The organism is Billgrantia lactosivorans (genome assembly GCF_003254665.1).
Taxonomy (GTDB): Bacteria; Pseudomonadota; Gammaproteobacteria; order Pseudomonadales; family Halomonadaceae; genus Halomonas; species Halomonas lactosivorans.
In genome coordinates this window covers 389,175-403,474 of record NZ_QHGY01000001.1, presented here as the reverse complement: position 1 = coordinate 403,474, position 14,300 = coordinate 389,175, and the positions used below count along the sequence as shown (strand labels likewise).

Sequence of the window (14,300 nt, the reverse complement as noted above, 5' to 3'; positions counted from 1 at the left end):
TGAGCCCTATCAAAGCACCATGGCGGCCAGCCAGCCGAAGGCGATCAGCGGCAGGTTGTAGTGCAGGAAGGTCGGCACCACGGTGTCCCAGATATGGTCGTGCTGGCCGTCGGCGTTGAGTCCGGCGGTGGGGCCGAGGGTCGAGTCCGAGGCCGGCGAGCCGGCGTCGCCCAGCGCCGCGGCGGTACCCACCAGGGCGATGGTGGCCATGGGCGAGAAGCCGAAACCGAGCGCCAGCGGCACGTAGAGCGAGGCGATGATCGGCACGGTGGAGAAGGACGAGCCGATGCCCATGGTGATGAACAGGCCGACCAGCAGCATGATCAGGGCGGCCAGGCCCTTGTTGTCACCGATCAGTTCCGCCGAGCCTTCCACCAGTGCGGATACCTCGCCGGTCGCCTGCATCACCCCGGCGAAGCCGGCCGCGCTGATCATGATGAAGCCCACCTGCGCCATCATGCGCATGCCCTCGGTGAAGATGCCGTCCTGCTCGTGCCAGCGGAACACCCCGCTGACCGAGAGCAGGGTGAAGCCGAACAGCCCGCCCAGCACCATGGAGCCGGAGAGCAGCTGGGTGACGACCGTACCCACCAGCGCCGCGGCGAGCACGGCCATCTGCCAGGGCGCCAGATGCCTTGCGGCCTGGGCCGGCGTCTCGTCGCCGTGGGCCAGGTCGCGGTCCTCGTAGCGGCGCGGGCGCCGGTAGCTCCAGAGCCAGGCCACGACGAGGCCCAGCGCCATGCCGCCGATGGGCATCAGCATGGCCATGGGCACCATGCCGCGAGTGACCTCGAGGCCGAGCTCGGCGCCGCTCTCGTTGAGGTTCGCCAGCAGGATGTCATTGAGGAAGATGGCGCCGAAGCCCACCGGCAGCAGCATGTAGGGCGCCGTAATGCCGAAGGTGATGACGCAGGCGGCGAGACGACGGTCCAGGCGCAGGTGGTTCATCAGCTTGAGCAGCGGCGGTACCAGCACCGGGATGAAGGCGATGTGCACCGGGATCAGGTTCTGCGAGCTGACTGCGGTGGCGAGCAGCGCGCCGAGCAGGGTGAAGGCGACCCAGCGCCGGCTCGACGGCTGGTCGTCGAGGTGCAGGCCGCGAATGGCGCGCTCGGCCAGCAGTTCGGTGACCCCGGAGCGCGACAGGGCCACGGCGAAGGCCCCCAGCACGGCATAGGAGAGGGCCACCGTTGCGCCATTGCCCAGGCCCTCGTTGAAGGCGTCCATGATGTCGCCGAGCGGCAGGCCTGCGGCCAGGCCTCCTACCAGGCTGGCGGCGATCAGGGCGAAGACGACGGAAACGCGGGCGAGGCTCAGGGTGACCATGACCAGGATGGCCAGAACGATGGCATTCATGGGTGGCTCTTGGGATCCGAAAAAACGTGGGAATGGCGCGCAAGGCAGGCGGAACGCCCCGAAGCCACGCTTCAGGGCAGCGTATCTTACCTCAGGATGGCGGCCGGGTCAGTGGCTCGGCAGCATCTCCAACGGCATCAGATCGTTGAGCGTTCGCGTTGCGAGCAGCCGGGTGGCCCGCTCGATGTCGGGGGCGAAGAAGCGGTCACGATCGTAGTAGGTAACGTGCTCGCGCAGTGCCCGGCGGGCATGCTCCAGTCTTTCGGTGGTCGCAAGCCCTTGGCGAAAATCGAGCCCTTGGCAGGCGGCCAGCCACTCGATGGCAATAATGCCGCGCACGTTGTCGGCCATCTCCCACAACCGCTTGCCTGCCGCCGGCGCCATGGAGACGTGATCCTCCTGGTTGGCCGAGGTGGGCAGGCTGTCGACGCTGTGCGGGTGGGCCAGGGCCTTGTTCTCGCTGGCCAGCGCCGCGGCGGTGACCTGGGCGATCATGAAGCCGGAGTTGACCCCGCCGTTCTCCACCAGGAACGGCGGCAGCTGCGACATGTGGGTATCCATCATCAGCGACACGCGGCGCTCGGTGAGCGAGCCGATCTCGGCCAGTGCCAGGGCCAGGTTGTCGGCGGCCATGGCCACCGGCTCGGCGTGGAAATTGCCGCCGGAGAGGATGTCGCCTTCGTCGCTGAACACCAGCGGGTTGTCCGATACCGCATTCACCTCGACGGCCAGCACCTCGGCGGCCTGGCGGATCTGGGTCAGCACGGCGCCCATCACCTGGGGCTGGCAGCGCAGCGAGTAGGGGTCCTGCACCTTGTCGCAGTGGGCGTGGGAGTCGCTGATCTCGCTGCGTTCGCCCAGCAGGTGGCGGTAGGCCGCGGCGGCATCGATCTGGCCGCGCTGGCCGCGGGCATCGTGGATGCGGGCATCGAAGGGCGCGCGGGAGCTGAGCGTGGCCTCCACGGTCAGTGCGCCGCACACCGTGGCGGCGGCGTAGAGGTCCTCGGCCTCGAACAGCCCTTTCAGCGCGTAGGCGGTGGAGACCTGGGTGCCGTTGAGCAGCGCCAGGCCCTCCTTGGGGGCGAGGCTGAGCGGCTGGAGGCCGGCGATCTCGAGGGCCTGGCGGGCGGGGATCCATTCGCCACGATGGCGCGCCTTGCCTTCGCCGAGCAGCACCACGCTCATGTGCGCCAGCGGCGCCAGGTCGCCGGAAGCGCCCACCGAGCCCTTCAGCGGGATGTGCGGGTAGACCTCGGCATTGACCAGGGCGAGCAGGGCGTCGAGCACCTCGCGGCGGATACCGGAGAAGCCGCGGGCCAGGCTGTTGACCTTGAGCACCATGATCAGCCGTACCAGGGCGTCTTCCATGGGCTCGCCGACACCGGTGGCGTGGGACAGCACCAGCGAGCGCTGGAGATCCTCCAGGTGGTCATGGTCGATGCGGGTCTGGGCCAGCAGGCCGAAGCCGGTGTTGATGCCGTAGACGGTGCGATCCTCGGCGACGACGCGATTGACGCAGTCGACGCCGCGCCGGATGGCGGCGTCGGCGCTGTCGGGCAGCGTCACGCGCAGCGGCGCCTCGAAGACCTGGCGCGCCTGGGCCAGGGTCATCTTGCCGGGTTGGATGTCGAGATGGGTCATGAATGGCTCCATTATTTATCGAGCATCGGCAGATCCAACCCATTTTCCCGGGCGCACTGCTTGGCGATATCGTACCCGGCATCGGCGTGGCGCATCACCCCGGTGCCGGGGTCGTTGCGCAATACCCGGCCGAGGCGGGCGTGGGCCTCAATGGTGCCGTCGGCGACGATCACCACCCCGGCATGCTGGGAGAAGCCCATGCCCACGCCGCCGCCGTGGTGCAGCGAGACCCAGGTGGCGCCGCCGGCGGTATTGAGCAGGGCGTTCAGCAGCGGCCAGTCGGAGACGGCGTCGGAGCCGTCCAGCATCGCCTCGGTCTCGCGGTTGGGGCTCGCCACCGAGCCGGAGTCGAGGTGGTCACGGCCGATGACCACGGGCGCCTTGAGCTCGCCGCTGGCGACCATCTCGTTGAAGGCCTGACCGAGGCGGGCGCGATCCTTGAGGCCCACCCAGCAGATGCGCGCCGGCAGCCCCTGGAAGCTGATGCGCTCCTGGGCCATGTCGAGCCAGCGGTGCAGGTGCGGGTCGTCGGGAATCAGCTCCTTGACCTTGGCATCGGTCTTGTAGATGTCCTCCGGGTCGCCGGAGAGCGCCGCCCAGCGGAACGGGCCGATGCCCTGGCAGAACAGCGGGCGGATGTAGGCCGGCACGAAGCCGGGGAAGTCGAAGGCGTTGACGACGCCTTCCTCCTTGGCCATCTGGCGGATGTTGTTGCCGTAGTCGAAGGTGGGTACGCCCATCTTCTGGAAGTCGAGCATGGCCTGGACGTGCACCGCCATGGACTGTTTGGCGGCCTTGACCACCGCGTCGGGCTCGGCCTTGCCGCGCTCGACGTACTCGTCCCAGTGCCAGCCGGCGGGCAGGTAGCCGTGCAGCGGGTCGTGGGCGCTGGTCTGGTCGGTGACCATGTCCGGCTTGACGCCGCGCCTGACCAGTTCCGGCAGCACCTCGGCGGCGTTGGCGCACAGGCCGATGGAGACCGCCTTGCCCTCGGCGGTGTAGCGCTCGAGTCGCGCCAAGGCGTCGTCGAGGTCGTCGGCCTGCTCGTCCAGGTAGCGGGTGCGCAGGCGGAAGTCGATGCGCGACTGCTGGCACTCGACGTTGAGCGAGCAGGCGCCGGCCAGGCTCGCCGCCAGCGGCTGGGCGCCGCCCATGCCGCCGAGTCCGGCGGTGAGGATCCATCGGCCGCTGAGATCGCCGTGGTAGTGCTGGCGCCCGGCCTCGACGAAGGTCTCATAGGTACCCTGGACGATGCCCTGGGAGCCGATGTAGATCCACGACCCCGCCGTCATCTGGCCGTACATCATCAGGCCCTTGCGATCCAGCTCGTTGAAGTGCTCCCAGGTGGCCCAGGCCGGCACCAGGTTGGAGTTGGCGATGAGGACCCGCGGGGCGTCCTTGTGGGTCTCGAACACGCCGACCGGCTTGCCCGACTGGATCAGCAGGGTCTGGTGGTCCTCCAGGCGCTGGAGTGTCGCGACGATGGTGTCGAAGCACTGCCAGTCGCGGGCCGCACGGCCGATGCCGCCGTAGACCACCAGGTCCTCGGGACGCTCGGCGACGTCGGGGTGGAGGTTGTTCATCAGCATGCGCAGCGGCGCTTCGGTGAGCCAGCTCTTGCAGCTGAGCGTGCTGCCGCTGGGGGCGGCAATATGGCGGCTGGGATCGTGGCGGGTGTCGGTGAGGGGGGAATGGCTGTTCATGCACGTCTCTCTCGTTGTCTGGTGCTGATTCGGGGGTGGCTCAGCTCTCCAGCGTGAGCTGGTGGATCAGGCGCGCCGCGGCGCGGGCGGTGCGGGCGTCGATGTCGAAACCGGGGTTGAGTTCGGCGATGTCGGCCAGGCGCAGCTTGCCGCTGTCACGCACCGCCTCGATCAGCGGTTCGAGCAGCGCCAGCGATACGCCACGGGCGGCGGGTGCGCTGACGCCAGGCGCCTCGGCGGCCGGCAGCACGTCGAGGTCGACCGTCAGGTAGAGGTGGTCGCAGTGCGCCATGAAGCGCTGCAAGTCGCGCACGATGGCGTCCAGCTGCTGCGCCGTGAACTCGCGGTCTTCGCGTACCAGCACGCCGAGTTCGCGTGCGCGGGCGAACAGGGCGCGGGTGTTGCTGGCGCGGCTGACCCCCAGGCAGGCGTAGCGGAACGGCCAGCCCCGGCGCTGGCACTCCGCGGCGATCTGGGCGAAGGGGGTGCCGGAGGAGGCCGTCCGGCCCGGGTCGCGCAGATCGAAATGGGCGTCGAAATTGACGATGCCGACCCGTGGCCGCGCCTCGCCCTGAGCTTGCAGATGGCGGGCCAGGCCCGACCAGCTGCCGAAGGCGACTTCATGACCGCCGCCGAGAATCAGTGGCAGGTGCGACGCCGACAGCAGTGTGGCGACCCGCTCGGCCAGGCGCTGTTGCGCCGCTTCGAGATCGTCGTTGCCGTGGCAGTTCACGTCGCCGGCATCAAAGACGGGGGCGGTCCGATGCCAGGCCAGTGGGGCCAGCGCGCGGCGAATGGCGCGCGGCCCTTCGGCGGCGCCGATGCGTCCCTGGTTGCGCGCCACGCCGGCGTCGCAGGCGAAGCCGAGCAGGGCGATGCCCGGGCTGGCGTCCCGTTTCAGCGGAGTCATCACTTGATGCCAGCGCAGGCTGTCGGGCTCCGGATCCTCGCGTCCGGCCCAGAGGGACATGTCGATGGCCGGGTCGGCCAGGTGCGGATCAGGGTTGGTCTTGGCCATGGGTCAGCGCTCCCTGGTAGATACGTTGGCGAAGCCGGCCGGGTTGCACGGCATAGGCCAGCTCGGCAGGCGTCTCGGCGTCCCACAGGCACAAATCCGCCGAGGCGCCTTCGGCGATGTGTCCGAGTGATTGCCGATGCAGGCCGAGGGCGCGAGCGCCGTGGGTGGTCATGCCGGCCAGGGCCTCCCGCGGTGTCAGGCGGAACAGCGTGCAGGCGAAGTTGAGCATCAGCGTCGGCATAAACAGCGGCGAGCTGCCGGGGTTGGCATCGGTGGCGACGGCCATCGGCACGCCGGCCTCGCGCAGCGCGGCAATGGGTGGCAGTTGCGTCTCGCGCAGGGTATGGAAGGCGCCGGGCAGCAGCACCGCGACGCTGCCGGCCTCACCCAGGGCGGCGACGCCGGCCTCGTCGAGGTACTCGATATGGTCGGCGGAAAGTGCACCGTGGCGGGCCGCCATGGCGCTGCCGCCCAGGTTCGAGAGCTGCTCGGCATGGGCCTTGATCGGCAGGCCGTGGGCTTCGGCGGCTTCGAAGACGCGCTCGCACTGGGCCACGGAGAAGGCGATCTTCTCGCAGAACACGTCCACGGCATCGGCCAGGCGCTGTTCGGCGGCGGCGGGAATCATCTCGCGGCATACCAGGTCGATGTAGCCGTCGCTGTCGTCCTTGAACTCCGGGGGCAGGGCATGGGCTCCCAGCAGTGTGGTCACCACCCTCACCGGCAGCGCCTCGCCGAGGCGGCGCGCCACGCGCAGCATCTTGAGCTCGTCCGCCACGTTCAGCCCGTAGCCGGACTTGATCTCCACGGTCGTCACGCCTTCGCGCATCAGGGCTTCGAGCCTGGATTTCGCCGCTTGGAAGAGGGCTTCCTCGCTGGCGGCCCGGGTGGCGTGCACCGTGCTCAGTATCCCGCCACCGCGCCGGGCGATCTCCTCGTAGCTGACACCCTCCAGGCGGCTCTCGAATTCATCGGCCCGCGAGCCGCCGAACACCAGGTGGGTATGGCAGTCGATGAGGCCGGGGGTCAGCACTCCTCCCGTTCCCTGCAGCGTGCAGTTTGCGGCTTCGTCGTCGGCGAGCCGGGCGGAAGGCACCACGCGCACGATGCGCCCGCCCTCGACGATGACCGCCATCGGCTCGGGTAGGGTATCCATGCCATCGAACAGTGTGACGTCGCGCCAGAGTCGGCGGATCGGTGGGGAGGTGGTCATGGTGGCTCCTGTCATTCGTATTGTATATACATTTAAATCGTGATGGCCGTGAGGTCAAGCCGCTCCCGGCACGACAGCGGCGACGAACCGTAGCCAGCTCACCAATAGGTTCATTAAATTCAATAGAAACAGGTGACTATTGTCTGGCTGCCTAGCAGTGCAGTGTGGTTTTTAGACTAAGGCATGAGAGGCTTCGGCAAATCGTTTTTGGTGCTTGGTCGCGCTTTATTGTATATACAAATAGACGTGTCCCTGCCAACCCGCAGGACAAGCCCCACGACCACAATCACAATGCGAGGAAACGACCATGGCGATACCGGAACCGGCCACCCGAAACTTGCATGGTGGCGCCTGGGTCACGGCAGCCAAGCTGTTCGTGCCCAGCTCACTGGGCATCCTGATCTTCTTCGTTCCCGTCACCCTCGGCGGGCGCCAGACCATCCTGCTCGACCACATGGTCACCGCGGCCCGAGGCTTGCTGGGCGAAGCCGCCGGCCTGTATGCGCTGGCGCTGATCCTGGCCGGCGCGGCTTATCCATTGTGGAAGGGGAGCTGGAAGCGCAACCTGACCGAGCGCATCTTCACCCTGCTGAAGCTGGCCGGCGTGGCGGTAGCCGTGATGGCGCTGACGGGCTGGGGGCCGGCGCTACTGCATGAGCCGGACATGCTGCCGTTCCTGTTCGACAAGCTGGTGATACCGGTCGGGTTGATCGTACCGATCGGTGCGGTATTCCTGGCGCTGCTGATCGGCTACGGGCTGCTGGAGCTGGTCGGGGTATTGCTGCAGCCGGTCATGCGGCCGATCTGGCGCACGCCGGGACGCAGTGCCATCGATGCGGTGGCGTCGTTCGTGGGCAGCTACTCGATCGGCCTGCTGATCACCAACCGGGTCTACCAGGCCGGGCAGTACTCGGCACGCGAAGCGGCCATCATTGCCACCGGCTTCTCCACGGTCTCGGCCACCTTCATGATCATCGTGGCTCGTACCCTGGAGCTGATGAGCGTATGGAATCTCTATTTCTGGCTGACGCTGGCGATTACTTTTCTGGTGACCGCGATTACCGTGCGCCTGCCACCGCTGTCCCGCCTGGACGATGCCCGGAGCGACGGCGAGCCCGAGGCAATACCCGGCAAGCGGCTCGCCACCGCGTGGAAGACCGGCCTGGCAGTGGCGGACAGGGCGCCGGGGCTGCATCGAAGCGTGGCATTGAACGTGCGTGAAGGGCTGCTGATGGCGATCAGCATCCTGCCGTCGATCATGTCGGTGGGGCTGCTCGGTCTGCTGGTCGCCAAGTACACCCCGCTGTTCGAGTGGCTGGGGGTGCTGTTCTACCCCTTCGTGGCGATCTGGGGGCTCGAGGACGGCATGGCGCTGGCCCAGGCATCCGCGGCGGGGCTGGCAGAAATGTTCCTGCCCGCATTGCTGATGACGGAAGCCGACTTCGTCGCCCGTTTCGCTGCCGGTGTGGTATCGGTCTCGGCGGTGCTGTTCTTCTCCGCTTCGATTCCCTGCATCCTGGCGACCAGCATTCCGCTCTCGGTAGGGCGCATCGTGGCCGTGTGGTTCCTGCGCGTGGCGTTGAGCCTGATGCTTGCCGTGCCGGCGGGGTACCTGGTTCAGGCCATGAGCGGCGCCTGATCCGACCCGACTCCGTGGCCGGGCACCCGCCCGGCCACGACATGCTGCAACGCTCAGGCGTTGTTGCGGTGCACCGCGGAGCGCAACTTGTAGCGATCGCCCGGATGGATCAGCCGGGCATAGCTGATCAGGTGCTCGCCCGACCAGGTGCGCCGGATCATGCTCAGGCAGGGTAGCGAGACATCGATCTCCAGGTACGCCGCGGTCACGCCGTCGACCCGTATCGCTTCGACCACGTGCTCGATATCGGTGATGGGGCAGGCCGCCACCAGAACCTCGTTGGGGGTGTGCTGGCGAAAGTCGGTTTCCAGGTAGTCGGGCACCCAGCGCGGGTTGACGAAACGCTCCTCGAGCTGGATCGGCACGCCGTTCTCACGGTGCACGATGCGGGTATGGTAGACCCGCGTGCCGAGACGTACGCCCAGGCGCAAGGCCACCTCGTCGTCGGCGGCAATGGCCTCGGCCAGCAGCACGTCGTTGCTGTAGCGATGGCCGCGCCCCCGGATCTCCTCGGCGATGTTGTGCACGTCGACCAGCGACGATTCCACCTTGCGATCGGTGACGAAGGTGCCGAGCCCCGGCTGGCGCGTCAGGTAGCCCTGCTGCACGAGATCGCGGATCGCCTTGTTGGCGGTCATGCGGCTGACACCGAAGTCTCGCGCCAGCTGCTCCTCGGGGGGAATCTGGTGATGCGCCGGCCATTCGCCTCCCTGTATCTTCTCCAGCAGGTGCTGTTGGATCTGCAGGTAGAGCGGGGGAGTGCTGCCCATGCTGTGTTGCGTCCTTCAAGCCAAGATATCGATGCCCCCAGTCTAACCGGATGGTGGGTGCGAGGCACCTGCTGTCAGCTGAGCGCCTCGGCGCAAGACGTCTCCTCCCGGCAGCCGCGCAGCATCACCGTGACAACGAAATCTCACTTCGCAGACACGGGGCCAAGCGTTTCCGTTAATGCCGGCTTCGATCCCGAAGTCGGTCTGCCCATTGTGCGTCACGCAGGCGCTCCAGCCGGGCGCCGCCAATCGGGGTAAAAGTCCCTTGCCCCGAAACAAAATATGGACAACCTTGATAAAGACAATACCCAACGGATCGGGTCAACTAAAGACGCCGTGATGTGTTAGGGATTATTAATAAAGGAAATCTGTTGCACAGTTGATTGTGCTCCCCCAGTCGCGTTGCGTCGCCCCTGATTCATCGAGGAGGGCATGCCATGCAGCGCCTCTACTTTCTTACCCCCGACCTGGCTACCACCATCAAGATCGCTCACGAGCTGACCGACCTGGGGCTGACCAAGAAGGAAGTCCATGTCACGGGCCGTGACTGGTTGAAGCTCGAGGAGAATGGCGTCAACAGCAGCAGCCTGCTCCAGACTTCCGACGTGGCACACGCCGCGGTACGCGGCCTGCTGTTCGGCCTGCCTCTGGGGTGCGTTCTCGGGGTGGTGGTCTACTACGTGCTGGGTGAAGACTTTACCAATACCGGGTTCATGACCCTGATTATTGGAATGGGCATCTTTGGTGGTTTGTTCGGTGTCTGGACAAGCACCATGGTCGGCGTTTCGGTGCATGACGTCAAAGTCGACAAGTATGAAGAGGAGATCGAGCATGGGGCTTACCTGATGATGGTCGATGTCCCCAAGGAGCGAGAGTCGATGATCTACTCGGCAATACATCGTCATCATCCCGAGGTCATCATCGACAAGGTTACGGCGGAAGAGCGCCGACACCATTGTGGCACCGGCATCTAGGCTTGCGTATCGCCAGCGATATTGGTGTTTCGACTCCTTGCTCAGCGGAAGGAGAGAGCCATGGCAATTGCGGTTGCGGTCATCCTGCTTGCGATGGGGTCGGTGCTTTTCTTCTTTCTCAGCCCTTGGTATCTCACGCCGCTGGCTTCCAACTGGGGAACGATCGACGACACCATTCTGATCACCCTCTGGGTAACCGGGGCGGTCTTCCTTGCCGTCAACCTGTTCCTCGGCTATGTGATCATTCGCTACCGATTCAACCGGCGACGGCGAGCGCGGTTCGATCCCGAGAACAAGTCGCTCGAACTGTGGTTGACCGGCCTGACTACGCTGGGGATTGCCGGCTTGCTGGCTCCCGGGTTGCTTGTCTGGGCCTCTTTCGTTTCGCCCCCGAAAGATGCCCACGAGGTCGAGGTGGTGGGGCAGCAGTGGCACTGGAGCTTCCGCTTCCCCGGGGAGGATGGCCGGCTAGGGCCGGTGAACAACCGCCTCATCGACGAACATAACCCCTTTGGCCTGGCCGACGATCTCGCCGGCCAGGACGACATCCTGGTCACGACACCGCATCTGGTGCTGCCGGTCGACCGCCCGGTCAAGATGGTGCTGCGATCCAAGGACGTGCTGCACAACGTCAAGGTGGCCAACTTTCGCGCCAAGATGGACATGGTGCCGGGGCAGACTTCCTCCTTCTGGTTCACGCCCACCGTGCCTGGCGAGTACGAGATCGTCTGCGCCCAGCTGTGCGGGATCGCTCATTTTGCCATGCGCGGGCGCATCGAGGTGGTCGAGCAGGAGGACTTCGATGCCTGGCTGAAAGCGCAGGACACCTATGCCGAACTTGCCCAACTGGCGCCAGGCGACCCCGCGGCGGGCGAGGAGCACTACAACAACTGTGTCGCCTGTCATGGCCCCGAGGGGCAGGGCAACCAGGCGCTCAATGCCCCGAAGCTTGCCGGGTTGGATCCGTGGTATATCGGACGACAGCTATGGCTGTTCCGTTCCGGCGCCCGCGGCAGCGATGAAAACGATCGCTTTGGACCGCTGATGCGACCATTCGCCACGATGTTGCCCGATCGTCAGGCGATCGCCGACGTGGCGGCCCATATCGCGAGCCTCCCCGACCGAGCCGTTCAGGTTAGCCTTGCCGGCGGTGATCCCGAACGGGGAGCGCAGCGTTTCCGCACCTGCGCCAACTGCCATGGCCAGCAAGGCCAGGGGATACGCGCCACCAACGGGCCGCGTCTGGCGGGAATGTCGGATTGGTACCTGGAGCGCCAGCTGCAGAATTTTCGCCAGGGCGTGCGTGGGCGGCACCGCGAGGACCCCTACGGCAACCAGATGGTCGAGATGGCACAGGTGCTGGTCGATGACCGGGCAGTCAGCGACGTGGTGGCGTACATCATGACCCTGCCTCAGCCCGGGGCGGAAGTGGCGTCGACAAGCCCAGGCGGCAGGGAGGAGTGAGTCATGGCGGAACACGGTCAGCGCAGCGTACCCCACGCCCAGGCGGACGAGTTCGACGACGTGGAGCTGGTTCATCCCAAGAGCTTTCTCGGCAAGTACGTATGGAGCCAGGACGCCAAGGTGATCGCCATCCAGTACGGCGTTACCGCCATCGCCATCGGGGTGGTGGCGGTGGTGCTGTCGATCCTGATGCGCCTGCAGTTGGGGTTCCCCAATACCTTCACGTTGATTGATCCGTCCAGCTACCTGCAGTACGTCACGATGCACGGCATGATCATGGTGGTGTACGTGCTCACCGCGCTGTTTCTGGGAGGCTTCGGCAACTACCTGATCCCATTGATGTGCGGCGCGAGGGACATGGCCTTCCCCTACCTCAACATGCTCAGCTTCTGGTTCTACCTGGCGGCGGTGATCATCCTGATGGCCAGCTTCTTCGTGCCCGGTGGCGCCACGGGCGCGGGCTGGACGCTCTATCCCCCTCAGGCGATCAGTCCCGGTACCCCGGGCGTCGATGGCGGTATCGTGCTGATGTTCGTCTCGCTGTGTGTGTTCATCGCCGGCTTCACCATGGGGGGGCTCAACTATGTGGTCACGGTGCTCCAGGCGCGCACTCGCGGCATGACCCTGATGCGCCTGCCATTGACCGTCTGGGGCATCTTCATGGCCACGGTGCTGGCACTGCTGGCCTTTCCGGCGCTGCTGGTGGCGAGCCTGATGATGCTCTGCGACCTACTGCTGGGCACCAGCTACTTCCTGCCGGAGATGCTCAATCTCGGTGAGCCCTCTTCCCACGCGGGGGGGACACCCTTGCTCTACCAGCACCTGTTCTGGTTCTTCGGCCATCCGGAAGTCTATATCGTTGCGCTGCCGGCCTTCGGTATCGTCTCCGACATTCTCGCCACCCATGCACGCAAGAACATCTTCGGCTACCGCATGATGGTCTGGGCGATCATCCTTATCGGTGTGCTCAGTTTCGCGGTCTGGGCCCATCACATGTTCATCAGCGGCATGAACCCCTACTTCGGCTTCCTGTTTGCCACCACCACCCTGATCATCGCCGTGCCCACGGCGATCAAGGTCTACAATTGGGTGCTGACGCTGTGGCGCGGCAATATCCGTCTGACGGTGCCCATGCTGTTCGCCATCGGCTTCATCTTCACCTTCGTCAACGGCGGACTCAGCGGGCTGTTCCTGGGCAACGTTACCGTCGATGTACCGCTGGCGGGCACCTATTTCGTGGTCGGCCACTTCCACATGGTGATGGCTGTCGCTCCGGTGCTGGTGCTGTTCGGCGCGATCTATCACTGGTACCCCAAGATCACCGGGCGTCTGCTCGACGACACCTTGGGCAAGATTCACTTCTGGGTCACCTTCCTCGGCGCCTACGCGATCTTCTACCCGATGCATTTCATGGGTTTCGCCGGCGTGCCACGCCGCTACTACGGCTTCGGCCTGACCACCTACATTCCCGATTCGATCCAGACCCTCAACGCTTTCATGAGCGTCGCGGCGATTATCGTCGCGCTGGCGCAGCTGGTGTTCTTCTATAACCTGGTGCGCAGCTACTTTCGCGGGCGTGAGGCAGGGCCCAACCCCTGGCACGCGACCACCCTGGAATGGCAGACCGAACACACCCCGCCGCGCCACGGCAACTTCGGCGCCGAGCTGCCGGTGGTCTATCGCTGGGCCTATGACTATGGAGTGCCAGGCATCAAGGACGACTTCATTCCTCAGAACCTGCCCCCCGACCAGGTCGAGAAGTCCGAACCGCTGGCGCAGATGTCGCGGGGGAGGCTGTCATTATGACCGTGACGCTGATGTTACTGGCGGTGATGATGGTGCTGTTCGGCGGTTGGCTGTTCAGCCACTCGCTCAACGTCCGCCCCTGGCTGGCGCAGACGGCCGATGTGGAGGGCGGCCAGTTGCCGCCTGCGGTGACCGCCCCTCGAGTGGGGCTGGCGGTTTTCCTGGCCGTGGTCACGTCGCTGTTTGCGCTGACCGTCGGGGCCTATCTGATGCGTCAGGAGATGGGGCATGACTGGCAACCGTTGGCGGTGCCCGGCCTGCTGTGGTGGAACAGTGCCTGCCTGGTGCTCGGCAGTGTGGCGCTGCAGTTCGCCTGGCAGGCCGCTCGTCGTGACGATGGGCCGCTGCTGCGGGGAGGCCTGCTGGTGGCAGGCGGATTCACCATCGCCTTTATCCTGGGCCAAGGGCTGGCCTGGTGGCAGCTGCAGGCGGCAGGGTTCTATCTCGCCGCCAACCCGGCCAATGCCTTCTTCTTCCTGCTGACCGCCCTGCACGCCCTGCATCTGCTGGGCGGCCTGTTCGCCTGGTCGCGCAGCGTGTTTCGTCTGTGGCGGGGCGCCACACCGCGAAGCCTGCTCGCCAGCGTCGAGCTGTGTGCATGCTACTGGCACTTCCTGCTGCTGGTGTGGGGCATCCTCTTCGCCCTGCTGCTCAACTCTTGAGGACAGGATCATGGCTCGCCCGCATCCCGGTCACCCAACGTCGCCAGAGAAGAG

Annotated in this window: 11 protein-coding genes; 5 read left to right on the top strand and 6 right to left on the bottom strand. The window is 65.9% G+C overall.

Annotated elements, in window-relative coordinates:
• Positions 1–9: 9 nt before the first annotated feature.
• The 5 genes from DIS04_RS01750 to hutI form a co-directional block, all read right to left on the bottom strand.
• Complete coding sequence (locus DIS04_RS01750; protein WP_111411995.1) at positions 10–1,356, bottom strand: Na+/H+ antiporter family protein; 1,347 nt, start codon at positions 1,354–1,356, stop codon at positions 10–12.
• A 108-nt stretch (positions 1,357–1,464) separates the two neighbouring features.
• Positions 1,465–2,997, bottom strand: a complete 1,533-nt coding sequence (gene hutH / locus DIS04_RS01745) for a histidine ammonia-lyase (RefSeq protein ID WP_111411994.1) — start codon at positions 2,995–2,997, stop codon at positions 1,465–1,467.
• Between the two features lie 11 nt (positions 2,998–3,008).
• The gene (gene hutU / locus DIS04_RS01740; RefSeq protein ID WP_111411993.1) at positions 3,009–4,700 is read right to left on the bottom strand and encodes a urocanate hydratase; all 1,692 of its coding nucleotides are present in this window, start codon (positions 4,698–4,700) and stop codon (positions 3,009–3,011) included.
• A gap of 40 nt (positions 4,701–4,740) precedes the next feature.
• Positions 4,741–5,718, bottom strand: coding sequence for a formimidoylglutamase (hutG, locus tag DIS04_RS01735; RefSeq protein ID WP_179951208.1), 978 nt, complete (start codon positions 5,716–5,718; stop codon positions 4,741–4,743).
• A complete protein-coding gene (gene hutI, locus DIS04_RS01730; protein WP_111411992.1) occupies positions 5,699–6,931 on the bottom strand; it encodes an imidazolonepropionase in 1,233 nt (410 codons plus the stop codon). Before hutI ends, hutG begins: the two co-directional genes overlap by 20 nt.
• A 307-nt stretch (positions 6,932–7,238) precedes the next feature.
• On the opposite strand from hutI, the gene DIS04_RS01725 reads away from it, so the two are divergent.
• On the top strand, positions 7,239–8,570 hold the full coding sequence (locus DIS04_RS01725; protein ID WP_111411991.1) for a YjiH family protein: 1,332 nt from the start codon (positions 7,239–7,241) through the stop codon (positions 8,568–8,570).
• A 53-nt stretch (positions 8,571–8,623) separates the two neighbouring features.
• On the opposite strand, the gene hutC is transcribed toward DIS04_RS01725, so the two are convergent.
• Complete coding sequence (gene hutC / locus DIS04_RS01720) at positions 8,624–9,340, bottom strand: histidine utilization repressor (protein ID WP_111411990.1); 717 nt, start codon at positions 9,338–9,340, stop codon at positions 8,624–8,626.
• A gap of 437 nt (positions 9,341–9,777) precedes the next feature.
• Here hutC and DIS04_RS01715 point away from each other — a divergent pair, with 437 nt between their 5' ends.
• The 4 genes from DIS04_RS01715 to DIS04_RS01700 are packed head-to-tail and all read left to right on the top strand — an operon-like array spanning position 9,778 to position 14,246.
• Complete coding sequence (locus DIS04_RS01715) at positions 9,778–10,314, top strand: DUF1269 domain-containing protein (RefSeq protein WP_111411989.1); 537 nt, start codon at positions 9,778–9,780, stop codon at positions 10,312–10,314.
• Between the two features lie 60 nt (positions 10,315–10,374).
• Positions 10,375–11,778: a c-type cytochrome gene (locus tag DIS04_RS01710; protein WP_111411988.1), complete on the top strand. Its 1,404-nt coding sequence runs from the start codon at positions 10,375–10,377 to the stop codon at positions 11,776–11,778.
• A 3-nt stretch (positions 11,779–11,781) separates the two neighbouring features.
• Positions 11,782–13,584, top strand: coding sequence for a cytochrome c oxidase subunit I (locus tag DIS04_RS01705; protein WP_111411987.1), 1,803 nt, complete (start codon positions 11,782–11,784; stop codon positions 13,582–13,584).
• Positions 13,581–14,246 (top strand): cytochrome c oxidase subunit 3, encoded by a 666-nt coding sequence (locus DIS04_RS01700; protein WP_111411986.1) that lies wholly within the window; start codon positions 13,581–13,583, stop codon positions 14,244–14,246. The genes DIS04_RS01705 and DIS04_RS01700 overlap by 4 nt, the downstream gene beginning before the upstream one ends.
• The last annotated feature ends 54 nt before the right edge of the window (positions 14,247–14,300 follow it).

What these genes read in the sequence shown, in the direction of transcription:
- DIS04_RS01700 (WP_111411986.1), top strand. Translation starts at nt 13,581, where the DNA reads ATGACCGTGACGCTGATGTTACTGGCGGTGATGATGGTGCTGTTCGGC.
- DIS04_RS01715 (WP_111411989.1), top strand. Translation starts at nt 9,778, where the DNA reads ATGCAGCGCCTCTACTTTCTTACCCCCGACCTGGCTACCACCATCAAG.
- DIS04_RS01725 (WP_111411991.1), top strand. Translation starts at nt 7,239, where the DNA reads ATGGCGATACCGGAACCGGCCACCCGAAACTTGCATGGTGGCGCCTGG.
- DIS04_RS01710 (WP_111411988.1), top strand. Translation starts at nt 10,375, where the DNA reads ATGGCAATTGCGGTTGCGGTCATCCTGCTTGCGATGGGGTCGGTGCTT.
- DIS04_RS01750 (WP_111411995.1), bottom strand. Translation starts at nt 1,356, where the DNA reads ATGAATGCCATCGTTCTGGCCATCCTGGTCATGGTCACCCTGAGCCTC.
- hutI (WP_111411992.1), bottom strand. Translation starts at nt 6,931, where the DNA reads ATGACCACCTCCCCACCGATCCGCCGACTCTGGCGCGACGTCACACTG.
- hutG (WP_179951208.1), bottom strand. Translation starts at nt 5,718, where the DNA reads ATGGCCAAGACCAACCCTGATCCGCACCTGGCCGACCCGGCCATCGAC.
- DIS04_RS01705 (WP_111411987.1), top strand. Translation starts at nt 11,782, where the DNA reads ATGGCGGAACACGGTCAGCGCAGCGTACCCCACGCCCAGGCGGACGAG.
- hutU (WP_111411993.1), bottom strand. Translation starts at nt 4,700, where the DNA reads ATGAACAGCCATTCCCCCCTCACCGACACCCGCCACGATCCCAGCCGC.
- hutH (WP_111411994.1), bottom strand. Translation starts at nt 2,997, where the DNA reads ATGACCCATCTCGACATCCAACCCGGCAAGATGACCCTGGCCCAGGCG.
- hutC (WP_111411990.1), bottom strand. Translation starts at nt 9,340, where the DNA reads ATGGGCAGCACTCCCCCGCTCTACCTGCAGATCCAACAGCACCTGCTG.